Origin of the sequence: Propionivibrio sp. (assembly GCF_016790145.1) — a bacterium.
In the GTDB taxonomy this organism is placed as follows: Bacteria; Pseudomonadota; Gammaproteobacteria; order Burkholderiales; family Rhodocyclaceae; genus Propionivibrio.
Genome location: NZ_JAEUOI010000083.1, coordinates 1 through 12,203, shown reverse-complemented (window position 1 = coordinate 12,203; position 12,203 = coordinate 1). Strand labels below are relative to the sequence as shown.

The 12,203-nt window shown below is 57.7% G+C and carries 12 protein-coding genes; 5 read left to right on the top strand and 7 right to left on the bottom strand.

Annotated features, from left to right (window positions below; genetic code table 11):
• Positions 1-45: 45 nt before the first annotated feature.
• The 3 genes from JNM42_RS07345 to JNM42_RS07335 are packed head-to-tail and all read left to right on the top strand — an operon-like array spanning position 46 to position 4,378.
• Entirely contained in the window at positions 46-855 is an 810-nt protein-coding gene (locus JNM42_RS07345; protein ID WP_294268034.1) for an inositol monophosphatase family protein, read from the top strand.
• A 44-nt stretch (positions 856-899) separates the two neighbouring features.
• Entirely contained in the window at positions 900-3,464 is a 2,565-nt protein-coding gene (gene mutS, locus JNM42_RS07340) for a DNA mismatch repair protein MutS (protein WP_294268033.1), read from the top strand.
• A complete protein-coding gene (locus JNM42_RS07335) occupies positions 3,461-4,378 on the top strand; it encodes a hypothetical protein (protein WP_294268032.1) in 918 nt (305 codons plus the stop codon). Before mutS ends, JNM42_RS07335 begins: the two co-directional genes overlap by 4 nt.
• 69 nt (positions 4,379-4,447) lie before the next feature.
• On the opposite strand, the gene JNM42_RS07330 is transcribed toward JNM42_RS07335, so the two are convergent.
• Both JNM42_RS07330 and JNM42_RS07325 read right to left on the bottom strand, forming a co-directional pair.
• On the bottom strand, positions 4,448-4,942 hold the full coding sequence (locus JNM42_RS07330) for a peptidylprolyl isomerase (RefSeq protein ID WP_294268031.1): 495 nt from the start codon (positions 4,940-4,942) through the stop codon (positions 4,448-4,450).
• The gene (locus tag JNM42_RS07325; protein ID WP_294268030.1) at positions 4,939-5,409 is read right to left on the bottom strand and encodes a peroxiredoxin; all 471 of its coding nucleotides are present in this window, start codon (positions 5,407-5,409) and stop codon (positions 4,939-4,941) included. Before JNM42_RS07325 ends, JNM42_RS07330 begins: the two co-directional genes overlap by 4 nt.
• A gap of 215 nt (positions 5,410-5,624) precedes the next feature.
• Between JNM42_RS07325 and JNM42_RS07320 the strand changes: the two genes are divergently transcribed.
• On the top strand, positions 5,625-6,305 hold the full coding sequence (locus JNM42_RS07320; RefSeq protein ID WP_294268029.1) for an SIMPL domain-containing protein: 681 nt from the start codon (positions 5,625-5,627) through the stop codon (positions 6,303-6,305).
• A 20-nt stretch (positions 6,306-6,325) separates the two neighbouring features.
• Here the strand turns inward: JNM42_RS07320 and ftsB are convergent, their stop codons facing one another.
• The 4 genes from ftsB to JNM42_RS07300 form a co-directional block, all read right to left on the bottom strand.
• Complete coding sequence (gene ftsB / locus JNM42_RS07315; protein ID WP_294268028.1) at positions 6,326-6,673, bottom strand: cell division protein FtsB; 348 nt, start codon at positions 6,671-6,673, stop codon at positions 6,326-6,328.
• An 82-nt stretch (positions 6,674-6,755) separates the two neighbouring features.
• Positions 6,756-8,039, bottom strand: coding sequence for a phosphopyruvate hydratase (gene eno, locus JNM42_RS07310; RefSeq protein WP_294268027.1), 1,284 nt, complete (start codon positions 8,037-8,039; stop codon positions 6,756-6,758).
• A 103-nt stretch (positions 8,040-8,142) separates the two neighbouring features.
• Positions 8,143-8,979: a 3-deoxy-8-phosphooctulonate synthase gene (gene kdsA, locus JNM42_RS07305; RefSeq protein WP_294268026.1), complete on the bottom strand. Its 837-nt coding sequence runs from the start codon at positions 8,977-8,979 to the stop codon at positions 8,143-8,145.
• Entirely contained in the window at positions 8,976-10,610 is a 1,635-nt protein-coding gene (locus JNM42_RS07300) for a CTP synthase (RefSeq protein ID WP_294268025.1), read from the bottom strand. Before JNM42_RS07300 ends, kdsA begins: the two co-directional genes overlap by 4 nt.
• A 156-nt stretch (positions 10,611-10,766) precedes the next feature.
• Here JNM42_RS07300 and JNM42_RS07295 point away from each other — a divergent pair, with 156 nt between their 5' ends.
• The gene (locus tag JNM42_RS07295; RefSeq protein ID WP_294268024.1) at positions 10,767-11,411 is read left to right on the top strand and encodes an ankyrin repeat domain-containing protein; all 645 of its coding nucleotides are present in this window, start codon (positions 10,767-10,769) and stop codon (positions 11,409-11,411) included.
• 14 nt (positions 11,412-11,425) lie between these two features.
• Here JNM42_RS07295 and lexA read toward each other — a convergent pair whose 3' ends face one another.
• A complete protein-coding gene (lexA, locus tag JNM42_RS07290; RefSeq protein ID WP_294268023.1) occupies positions 11,426-12,028 on the bottom strand; it encodes a transcriptional repressor LexA in 603 nt (200 codons plus the stop codon).
• Between the last annotated feature and the right edge of the window lie 175 nt (positions 12,029-12,203).

Here is a 12,203-nt window from a genome sequence, read left to right as displayed (position 1 = left end):
GGAACCAGCAAGCACTGGCCGCCCGTCGGATTGTTAAAGACACCTATGCATCCAGCTCTGAATATCATGGTCAAGGCCGCTCGCCGCGCCAGCCAGATCATCAACCGCGCCGCGAATGATATTGAACACCTCAAGATAACAACCAAGCAGCAAAGCGACTATGTCACGGAAGTGGATAAAGCCGCTGAAGCCGCCATTATCGAGGTGTTGCGCGAGGCCTATCCTGACTATGGGATTCTAGCAGAAGAGTCGGGACACACCGCCGGCAAAGGCGCTGGCGCCGAGTATCAGTGGATCATCGATCCGCTCGACGGCACAACCAATTTCATCCACGGCTTCCCTCAGTACGCCGTATCCATTGGTCTGACGCACAAGGGACAACCCAATCAGGCCGTCGTTTTCGACACCACGCGCAATGAAATGTTTACGGCCAGCAAAGGCGGTGGCGCCTTCCTCAACGAACGCCGCATTCGCGTCACCAAATGCCTGAAGCTGGAAGACGCGCTGCTCGGCACCGGATTCCCGTACCGCATTTTCGACCACTTTGACGCCTACATCGGCATTTTCAAGGAGCTCACGCAACGCACTTCCGGTATTCGCCGCCCCGGTGCGGCCTCGCTCGACCTGGCCTACGTGGCCTGTGGCCGCTTCGACGGCTTCTGGGAATTCGGTCTGTCGCCCTGGGATATTGCCGCCGGATGCCTGCTCATCACGGAAGCCGGCGGTCTGGTCAGCGACCTTTCCGGAAACCAGAACTATCTGGAAACGGGCAACGTCATTGCCGGCACGCCCAAGGTTTTCTCGCAGCTCCTGCAAGTCATCGACGGCTACCGCACACCGGCGCTGCAAGCCTGATCCAGAAGAGGGGCTCATCCGCCAACCCGTCTTCAGGTAAAAACATGCTTGATGATCTCGAAAACCACACCCCAATGATGCAGCAGTACCTGCGCCTCAAGGCACAGCATCCGGGTCTGCTGCTGTTTTACCGGATGGGCGATTTTTACGAGCTGTTCTTTGATGATGCCGAGAAAGCCGCTCGCCTGCTCGACATCACGCTGACCACGCGCGGGCAAAGCGCCGGCACGCCGATCAAGATGGCCGGTGTGCCCTACCACGCCGTCGAACAGTACCTTGCCCGCCTGGTCAAACTCGGCGAATCGGTCGTGATCTGTGAGCAGATTGGTGACCCGGCAACCAGCAAGGGGCCGGTCGAACGAGCCGTGGCACGCATTGTCACCCCCGGTACGCTGACCGACGCCGCGCTAGTCGACGAGAAACGCGACATTCTGCTGCTGGCCGTGGCCGTAAACCGGCAAGCCACCGGATTGGCCTGGCTCAATCTGGCGAGCGGCGAGTTTCGAGTATCCGAAGTCAGTTTCGAAAAACTTGCAAGCACACTTGATCGCATCCGCCCGTCTGAAATCGTCATCGCCGAAAGCCTCCAGTTGCCCTTCACTCCGGAGGCCGCGCTCACCCGCCAGCCGGACTGGCATTTCGACAGTGAAGCCGCGACGCGCGAGCTGTGCACGCATTTCCGCACGGCGTCGCTCTCCGGTTTTGGCGCCGAGGGCTTGCGCTCGGGGATTGCTGCCGCCGGAGCCCTGTTGCGCTATGCCCAGGCGACGCAAACTCGTGCCCTGCCGCATGTGCAGGCTCTCAACGTCGAACGCGACGGCACTTTTCTTGGTCTCGACACGGCGACCCGGCGCAACCTCGAACTCACCGAAACACTGCGCGGCCAGCCGTCGCCGACGCTGTGCAGCCTGCTCGATACCTGCATCACCTCGATGGGCGCGCGCTTGTTGCGCCATGCTCTGCACCATCCGTTCCGCGACCCGGCCGTTCCGGCAGCGCGCCATGCGGCAGTCGAAATCCTGCTCGATGACGGTGGCCGATCCCTGCGTGAGTTGCGTCTGGCGCTGCGCGGCTTTGCCGACATCGAACGCATTGCCGGTCGTATAGCGCTTTACAGCGCTCGCCCGCGAGATCTCTCCGGCCTGCGCGACAGTCTGCACCGGCTAGCTGAACTGCGCGCACCGCTGAATGCCTCGCCGGCGCCGCTGCTTGCCGAACTACACGCCGAGCTGGCCACGCCTGCTGCCGTACTTGACCTTCTGAAACGCAGCATTCTGCCGGAACCCGCCGCATTGATCCGCGACGGAGGCGTCATCGCCAATGGCTTCGATGCCGATCTCGACGAACTGCGCGCTCTGAACGACAACTGTGGCAGCTTCCTCGTCGGACTCGAAGCGCGCGAACGCGAGCGTAGCGGCATAGCCAACCTGAAGGTCGAGTACAACCGCGTGCATGGTTTCTACATCGAGATTACCAACGCCAACGCCGCCAGGGTACCGGATGACTACCGCCGCCGGCAGACACTGAAAAACGCCGAGCGCTACATCACGCCCGAACTCAAGGCCTTCGAAGACAAGGCACTGTCCGCCCGGGAGCGCGCGCTGGCGCGCGAGAAGGTGCTCTACGAGGGCCTGCTTGCAAGCTTGCAGGCCGATCTGCCGCAATTGCAGCACATCGCCCGCGCCGTGGCCCATACCGATCTGCTCGCCTGTTTCGCCGATATCGCCCTGACGCGCAATTACAGCCGGCCCTTGTTTTCCGAAGAACCCGGACTGTTGATCGAAGGCGGTCGCCACCCGGTCGTCGAGGGTGAACTGGCTGGCGGCGAGTCCTTCATCGCCAACGATACCAGGCTGGACGACATGCGCCGCCTGTTGCTGATCACCGGCCCGAACATGGGCGGCAAATCGACCTACATGCGGCAAACGGCGCTGATCGCCCTGATGGCGCACGTTGGCAGTTTCGTACCGGCCCGGCGCGTCGTCCTCGGCCCGCTCGACCAGATATTCACGCGCATCGGCGCCTCCGACGATCTCGCTTCCGGACGTTCGACCTTCATGGTCGAGATGACTGAATCGGCGGTCATCCTGCACCATGCCACCGAGTACAGCCTGGTGCTGATGGATGAAGTCGGGCGCGGCACCTCGACCTTTGACGGCATGGCGCTGGCGTTCGCCATCTGCCGCCATCTGCTCGAAAAAAACCGCGCCCTGACGCTGTTCGCCACGCACTACTTCGAGCTCACCCTGCTCGCCAACGAATACTCCGATCTGGCCAACGTGCATCTCGATGCGGTTGAACACGGCGAACGTATCGTTTTCCTGCATGCCGTCGAGGAAGGCCCGGCCAATCAGAGCTACGGTATCCAGGTGGCCGCGCTGGCCGGCATTCCGGCATCGGTGGTCAAGGCGGCACGACGACAATTGCGTGAATTCGAGCAGCGCGCGTCGATCAATCCGCTGCAGCCGGATCTCTTTGCATCGATTCCGGAGCCGGCTGAAGCGAAGCCGGATCCGGTCCTGGAACACCTGGCCACCATCGACCCCAACGAGTTGACGCCGAAGCAGGCACTCGACGCACTCTACGAACTCAAGGCGCTGTACCGTTGAAAGGTCTTCTGGCTGCACTTGGTTTTCTTATGGCTTTCGGCGTGCACGCCGAAACCTGGCGCTTTGCCCTGATCGGCGACGTACCCTACAGCGACTACGAGCGGCACGAATTGCCCTCGATGATCGACAACATCGGCGCCGAACACCTCGAGCTCATTGTCCATGCCGGAGATTTCAAGCGCAGCAATGAACGATGCAGCGACGAGATTTTTCTTGATCGCCATGCTCTTTTCAATGCCTCCAGGCTACCGTTCATCTTCGTTCCTGGCGACAACGAGTGGACGGACTGCACACTGCTGGATGCCGGTCATTACGCTGAACTGGAGCGCCTGGGCAAGTTGCGCGAGATCTTCTTCGCCGAGCCGCTCTCCCTTGGAAAAACCAGGATACCGGTCGAACGGCAATCCGCTGCATTCCCGGAACATCTTCGCTGGCGGCTGGGGCCGGTACTCTTCGTATCGCTCAATGTTCCCGGTCCGAACAACAATTTTGGCGTGAGCAAGGAGCCGGGCGATGAATACCGGTCGCGCAATCCGAAGGTGATCGATTGGCTCAAACAGGGATTTGCCCAGGCACGGCGCGAAAAATCCGCAGGCATCGTCATCGTCATGCAAGGCAACCCCGGCTTCAAACACTTCACTGCCGGCTTTGCCCACAATGGCTATCGCGAACTGCTTGATGTCCTGCGTAGCGAAACGCTAGCCTTCCCGGGCCAGGTACTGCTCCTGCACGGCGACACGCACTGGCATCGTATTGACCATCCCTTACGCCACCCTGATAAAAAAGAGCCAATCGCCAATTTCACCCGCGTCGAAAGCTTTGGCTATCCCGTCATGGGGTGGGTGAAAGTCATCATCGACAGTGAGTCCCCGACGCTCTTTCACTTCGAAGCGCGGCCTTACAAGACAAACTGATTGTTCAGAACCTGGTGTTGAACAGGAACTCGGCCATTGTTCTGCCTTGTTGCCGGACACTTTTCCCGATCAGTCGTCGTGCTCGCAATCACCCTCGTGGATATGCCCGTGCTCGATCTCCTGCGCACTGGCCGGGCGCACATCAGTCACCGTACAGGTAAACACCAGGGCCATACCGGCCAACGGATGATTGCCGTCGAGCACCACTTTGTCATCGGCAATTTCGGTAACGCGATAGATCATGACATCGTCCTCGTCACCACTGTCCGGTACGCCCTCGAACTGCATGCCGACCTGCAACTCCTCGGGGAAACCTGTACGAGGTTCAATCTGGACCAGTTCGGCATCGTACTCGCCGAAAGCATCGTCCGGCTGCATTTTTACAACGACCGACTCACCAATCCTTTTCTCCTGAACGGCTTCTTCAATCAACGGGAAAATATCATCGTAACCGCCGTGCAGATATACCAGCGGTTCCTGACCGGCATCGACGAGTTCACCATCGGGGTCGGTTACACTGTAGTCGAGGGTAACGACGGTGTTTCTTACAACTTGCCTATTCATGAATTGAGTTCCTTCACCACGCGAAGAATATCCAGCGCGTGGCCTTTGGCATTGACTCCGTAAAGCGCGATGCGGAGAATGCCTTGTTTGTCGATGACGAAAGTCGAACGCACGATGCCGTGTCTTTTGACACCATCAACTTCTTTCGCCTGCCACACACCATACTGCTTGCACGCCGCGCCCTCGGAATCCGACAACAGGCTAACGGAAATACCATGCTTGTCGCGAAACTCGGCGTGCTTGATGCACTCGTCACGGCTGATGCCGATGACGGTGCAATCGTGACGCAAAAACTCATCCTCATGATCGGAAAAATCGGTTGCTTCAAGCGTACAGCCCGGTGTGTCATCTCTCGGGTAAAAAAATAGAATGACATTATTCTTGCCTTGAAACTGGGCAATATCAATGGGCACCATATCCGCATCAGGGAGGACGAACATCGGTGCCGCCTGACCAACTTTCAGCATTTTGACTCCTCAATGAACCAACTCATCCACAGCAAAGCGAAAGGGGCAGTCGGATTCTAACCAAGCTTCCTGCATCTGACTAGAAGAAATCGAAGCCTTCATCACGCTACAATAGCCACACGGAAACGCAAGCTTTTCTTTCAGAGCAATTTATCAAACCTAACCATAGACTGCAGGCAACGGAAATGATTCGAGTATCCAGACAAGGAAAATTCATGACACCCCTTCTACGATCAATGCGCACGCTACCCGTGCTGGCCCTGATACTCGCCGTACCGGCATTTGCAGCACCGATGATCGTTGAACTTTCAGCCGAAACTAGCCGCCCCGCCGTCAACGATCTGGTTCATGTGACGGTCTCGGCAGAAGCCACCGGAACAACGCCGGGCGAGTTGTCCAGACAGGTCAACAGTTTGATCGCGGACGCCCTGAAAACCGCCAGGGCCTACCCCGGCGTAAAAACGCAGAGCGGCGGCACCAATACTTACCCGATCTACTCGAAAGGCGGAAAGATCGAAGCGTGGCGCATGCGTTCGGAGCTTTCGCTGGAATCCGGCGACAGCGCCGCTTTGTCCGAACTGCTTGGCAAACTCCAGACCTCGCTCGCTGTCTCCAATCTAGTCCTGCAACCTTCTCCCGAAACCCGCAAGAAGGCTGAAAACGAAGCAATGCTTGACGCCATCACGGCTTTCAAGGCGCGCGCCAAGGTGATTGCAGACGCCCTGGGCAAACCCTATCGCATCAAGCAGCTCTCGGTGAATACCAGCGGAAGATTCGTTCAGCCGATGTTCCGTGCCGCGGCCAAAGCCATGGTAGCGGACGCGGCCCCGATGCCGATGGAAGCCGGCGAGTCGCAGGTCAGTGCAACTGTCTCCGGACAAATCGAACTCGAATAGGGTTCGACAACCTGCTATTTCTATTTTTTTTCAGAAGCAGGTTTCTCGGGGAGTTTCTCCGGCATCGATTTCTCCGGCATCGATTTCTCCGGCAGGGATTTTTCCGGGATCTGGACGAAGACCTCATCCTGTTTGATCATACCCAGTTCGAAACGCGCGCGCTCTTCGATGGCGTCGTATCCCTGCTTGAGATCACGTACTTCGGCATCCAGCCCTGCATTGCGCACTTCGAGCTTTTTGTTGACTTCTTTCTGCTCGTGCAACTGACGGTCGACATCCCAGACCCGCAACCAGCCGCCCTTGCCCAGCCACAGCGGATACTGCAACAGCAAAAGCACGGCGACCAGCACAACAGAGAGCCAGCGCATAAATTCAGCCAGCGATCAGGGTGAGGAGGAAAGGCGACGAACGTTGCGCCGGCTTTTCACCTGACTCCTCACGCCTCATTCCTCACTTGAGGTTGTAGAACGCTTCGCGACCGGGATAACCGGCCGTGTCGCCAAGGTCTTCTTCGATGCGCAGCAACTGGTTGTATTTGGCGATACGGTCCGAACGCGACAGCGAGCCGGTCTTGATCTGCAAGGCATTCATGCCGACGGCAATGTCGGCGATGGTACTGTCTTCGGTTTCGCCTGAGCGATGAGAAATGACGGCGGTGTAACCGGCGCGTTTGGCCATTTCAATGGCGGCGAAGGTTTCCGAAAGCGTGCCGATCTGGTTGATCTTGATCAGGATCGAATTGGCAATGCCCTGCTTGATACCTTCCTTGAAGATTCGTGTATTGGTTACAAAAACGTCATCGCCGACGATCTGGATTTTCTTGCCCAGACGCTCGGTCAGCAGCTTCCAGCCATCCCAGTCGCCTTCGGCCATCCCGTCCTCGATCGAAATAATCGGGAAGGTATCAGCGAGATTCGCCAGATAATCAACGAGTTGCGCAGAGGTGAGTTGTAAGCCTTCGCCGGCCAGATGGTATTTTCCATCCTTGTAGAATTCGGACGCTGCGCAATCAAGGCCGATCAGCACATCTTCGCCAGGGAAGTAACCCGCCGCTTCAATGGCCTGCACCACCAGTTGCAATCCCTCGGCATGGCTGCCGAGATTGGGGGCAAAGCCGCCTTCGTCGCCGACCGCGGTTGAAAAGCCTTTCTTGTCGAGCAATTTCTTCAGCGCATGAAAGACCTCGGCACCACAACGCAGTGCTTCGCGGAAGGAATTCTGGCTGACCGGCAGGATCATGAATTCCTGGAAATCCAGACTGTTGTTGGCGTGCTCGCCACCGTTGATGATGTTCATCATCGGCACCGGCATCTGCATCGGGCCGGAACCACCGAAATAGCGATAGAGCGGCAGACCGGATTCTTCGGCAGCGGCCTTGGCAATAGCCATCGACACCGCCAGCATGGCGTTGGCACCCAGACGGGCCTTGTTCTCGGTACCATCAAGCTGGATCAGCGTCTGGTCGATAAACGCCTGCTCTTGCGCATCAAGGCCGATGATCGCTTCGGCGATCTCGGTATTGACGTTTTCAACGGCCTGCATGACGCCCTTGCCAAGATAGCGCGTGGCATCGCCATCACGCAGTTCAATGGCCTCGCGCGAACCGGTGGACGCGCCGGAAGGCACGGCGGCACGCCCCATGACGCCAGATTCCAGTAACACATCGCATTCGACCGTGGGGTTGCCACGAGAATCAAGAATTTCACGGGCAACGACATCAACGACAGAACTCATAAATCTTCCTTTGGCTTAAAGATAATTACTGCAAACTATCGATGACCCGACACCGCTATGACCCTGGTCTCCCAGGTTGTCGCGCGTCAGATAACAGTTGAGATTATCGCATTTCCTCGAAACCGGTGCTCTTGACCAGACGATCCAGCGCGACCAGCGTTTGCAACAGGCTTTCCATGCGATCAAGCGGCCAACTGTTGGCACCATCGGACAAGGCCTTTTCAGGGCACGGATGGGTTTCCATGAACAGCCCGGCAATGCCCACCGCCACCGCTGCTCGCGCCAGCACCGGTACGAACTCGCGCTGACCACCGGAAATGGTACCCTGCCCGCCCGGCAACTGCACCGAATGCGTTGCGTCAAATACGACCGGACAAGCGGTCTCGCGCATGATGGCCAGACTGCGCATGTCGGAAACCAGATTGTTGTAGCCGAATGTGGCGCCACGCTCGCAAACCATGATGGAATCAGCTCCACCATTGGCTTCCTTTGCCTTGGCGACGACATTCTTCATGTCGCCCGGTGCCAGGAACTGACCTTTCTTGATATTCACCGGCTTGCCGCAGGCAGCCACGGCATGAATGAAATCGGTTTGCCGGCACAAAAAGGCCGGCGTCTGCAGCACATCAACGACGGACGCGACGGACGCGATATCTTCCTCGGCATGAACATCGGTCAGCACCGGCACGCCGATCTGCCGACGGACTTCCGCCAGAATGTGCAGGCCACCCTCGACCCCCGGTCCGCGCGCCGACTGGCCGGAACTTCGATTGGCCTTGTCGTAGGAGGCCTTGAAAATATAGTGCACGCCCAGTCGGGCGCAAATTTCTTTCATCTGCCCGGCAACATCGACGCAAAGCGCCAAAGACTCCGCAGTGCACGGACCGGCAATCAGAAACAATGGCTGCTCCAGCCCGGCCTCGAAACCGCACAGCCTCATGCCCAGGCCTTGCTGTCGATTGCCGCACGGACAAACGAGGTAAACAGCGGGTGGCCGGTGCGCGGTGACGAGGTGAATTCCGGGTGGAACTGACAGCCGACAAACCATGGATGTATCGCTTTGGGCAATTCGACCATCTCGCACAAATGGGTGACCGGCGCCCGTCCGGACACAATCAAGCCTTTGGCTTCAAGCGCGCCAAGCAGGTTGTTATTGATTTCGTAACGATGGCGGTGCCGTTCGACGATATCGGCCTTGCCGTAAATCTCACGCGCCAGAGTACCTTCAGAAAGATGGCAAATCTGACCGCCAAGGCGCATGGTGCCGCCGAGATCAGAGTTCTCGTCGCGCCTTTCGAGCTTGCCCGAAACATCCTGCCATTCGGTAATCAGGGCGATCACCGGAAAGGGCGACTCCTGGTCGAACTCGGTGCTATGCGCACCTGTCATGCCAGCCACATCGCGGGCATATTCAATGACAGCAAGCTGCATGCCGAGGCAGATGCCCAGATACGGTACCTTTTTTTCGCGGGCGTAACGAATCGCTTCAATCTTGCCCTCGGTGCCGCGCCGGCCAAAACCACCCGGCACCAGAATGGCATCCATGTCCTGCAAACAATCACAGCCCTTGCTCTCGATTTCTTCGGAGTCGATGTAGTTGATCCTGACCTTGCTTCGGGTGTAAATCCCGGCATGAACCAGCGCTTCGGTCAACGATTTGTACGACTCGGTCAGGTCAACATACTTTCCGACAAATGCGATGTTAATCGAGTATTCCGGGTGTTCAAGCGCATTGACCAGATTCTTCCACACCGTGAGGTCAGCGGCCCTGGCCAGAATGTTCAGCTTGTGGCAAACGATCTCGTCGAGCATCTGGTCATGCAGCATGGCCGGAATCTTGTAGATCGAATCGGAATCGAGCGCCTCGATCACCGCCTCGCGCTGCACATTGCAGAAGAGTGCAATCTTCGCCTTGTCGTCTTCCGGTATATGGCGGTCAGCGCGGCAGAGCAAAACATCGGGCTGGATACCGATTTCGCGCAACTCCTTCACCGAGTGCTGGGTCGGCTTGGTTTTCAGTTCGCCCGCAGTCGGGATGTAGGGCACCAGCGTAAGATGCATATAGCAGGCGTTGCTGCGTCCCTCCTGCAAGCCAATCTGGCGAATGGCTTCGAGAAAAGGGAGCGACTCGATGTCGCCCACGGTGCCGCCGACTTCAACAATGGCTACATCGGCGCCTTCGGCACCCCGCCGGATATGCGCTTTGATCTCGTCGGTGATGTGCGGAATGACCTGCACCGTCTTGCCGAGATATTCGCCGCGCCGTTCTTTTTTGATCACCGTCTCGTAAATCTGGCCGGTGGTGAAGTTGTTGCGCCGGCTCATCTTGGCGCTGGTAAAGCGCTCGTAATGTCCCAGATCAAGGTCGGTTTCGGCGCCGTCCTCGGTAACGAACACCTCGCCGTGCTGAAACGGACTCATCGTTCCAGGATCAACGTTGATGTAGGGATCAAGCTTGATGTGGGTGATTTTGATGCCACGGGATTCGAGGATCGCACCCAGTGATGCGGCGGCGATACCTTTTCCGAGGGAGGACACCACACCGCCGGTGACGAAGACGTATTTGGTCATGGATATATCTGCAGCGGGAAAGTCGAATTGTAGCCGAAAAACAGGAAGTGCCAAAAAGCTGTAGCTGGAATGCCGGAACAGCTTCGTCTGTCATCCTGCTTACAATCGTTTATGATTAACGCCTGATTAAAGACAAAGCGCAACACTTGGACACCCATGAAACGATTTGACAAAACTTTTCGCGCCGACGGCCGTACGCACCGCCTCGCAGAAGTCTTCCGACTGGCAGCAGTGATTGCTTTTGGCGGACTTGCGCTGAACATCATCGCATGCAACAGGCAGGATGAAAATGTCGGCGCCCCGGTCAATAGTGAAGCACCACCGGTAGCCGAATCCCCCCTCGCCAAAGCCGCTATACAGGGCGATCTGGCGACGATCAAGGCGCTGCTGGAAGCCGGCGCTGAAATCAACTCCAGAGATGCGCTGGGCAGAACGCCGCTGCACATGGCGGCGTTTTACGGACGCCCGAAAACTACCGAACTCCTGATTGGCAGTGGTGCGGATATCAATGCCAGGGACCGTATCGGCATGGCACCACTCCACGCAGCGGTGCTATCGGGCGGCAGGCAGGAGGTCGAATTGTTGCTGGAGAAAAATGCGGACATCAATATCAAATCGGATGCCGGCCAGACCGCACTTCACCTTGCCGCCGCTACCGGGCAGCCCAGGCTCTCGAAATTCCTGATCGAGAGCGGTGCCGACCCGGATAGCAAGGATGCACATGGAAAAACACCCCTGTTCTACGCAAAACAGAACAAACATCCTCAAACTAGCGCCCTGCTTGAGGAATACACCGACTAAGCAGAGCGTCAGCCCTACATCGCAGCACCTCCGCGAATCAGCCCGACGGCAATGCCTTCAATCTCCACGGACTGCTCACGCGTATCGACAATGATCGGGTCGAAATCGGGATTCTCGGCAATCAGTTCGACAATGTTTCCGAACTGGCGAAAGCGCTTGACGGTTACATTGTCGTCGAGTCGGGCGACGACGATCTGACCGTTGCGGGCTTCACTGCAACGATGTACGGCCAGCAGGTCACCATCCAGAATGCCGGCATTGATCATCGACAGACCGCGCACGCGCAACAGAAAATCAGCGCGCGGCTTGAACAGGCTGGCATCGAGCGCATAACGCCCCTGAACGTTTTCCACCGCGAGGATCGGGCTGCCGGCCGCCACGCTGCCGATCAGCGGCAGTCCAAGTTGTTCGACCAGCCGGATACCGCGTGCCGAGCCGGGCTCGAGAACGATCACCCCCTTCCTGGCCAGCGCCTTGAGATGCTCTTCAGCCGCATTGTGTGAAGCAAAACCGAAGGCATTGGCGATTTCAGCCCGCGTTGGTGGCGCGCCGAGAACCTCCAGGGTGTTCCTGATGAAATCGAGAATTTCCTGTTGTCGCGGGGTGAGTTTGAGCATGGCAGCGGCCTCCTGTTCATTAACTGTATGTTCGTATGGGGTATCCACTTAGCTCCAGTTATCGCGAGTACTGGATAAATAAGCAGTATTGAATGATATGCCAGTGAGGCAAACAGTCAAGCCTTTTTCACCACATCCCGGTACGTCACCGGTGCGGTCACGACCGCTTGTTGTA